Source organism: Schumannella sp. 10F1B-5-1, assembly GCF_006517535.1.
Taxonomy (GTDB): domain Bacteria; phylum Actinomycetota; class Actinomycetes; order Actinomycetales; family Microbacteriaceae; genus Schumannella.
In genome coordinates this window covers 1-204 of the sequence record NZ_VHQH01000064.1, presented here as the reverse complement: position 1 = coordinate 204, position 204 = coordinate 1, and the positions used below count along the sequence as shown (strand labels likewise).

The 204-nt window shown below is 66.7% G+C and carries 1 protein-coding gene; it reads left to right on the top strand.

Annotated features, from left to right (window positions below):
* Positions 1-10: 10 nt before the first annotated feature.
* Positions 11-204 (top strand): polysaccharide biosynthesis protein (locus FJ658_RS15010; protein ID WP_370454817.1); only part of this gene is annotated, 194 nt, incomplete at its 3' end.

The window sequence follows — 204 nt, the reverse complement described above, 5'->3', positions numbered from 1 at the left end:
GTTCGGCAACGTGATCCAGAGCAACGGGAGCGTCATGGAGACCTTCCGCCGCCAGATCCGCGAGGGCGGACCGATCACCGTCACGGACCCCGAGGTCACCCGGTTCTTCATGACCATCGACGAGGCGAGCCAGCTGATCATCCAGTCGGCGGTCGTCGGTCGCAGCGGCGACATCTGCGTGCTCGACATGGGCGAGCCGGTGCG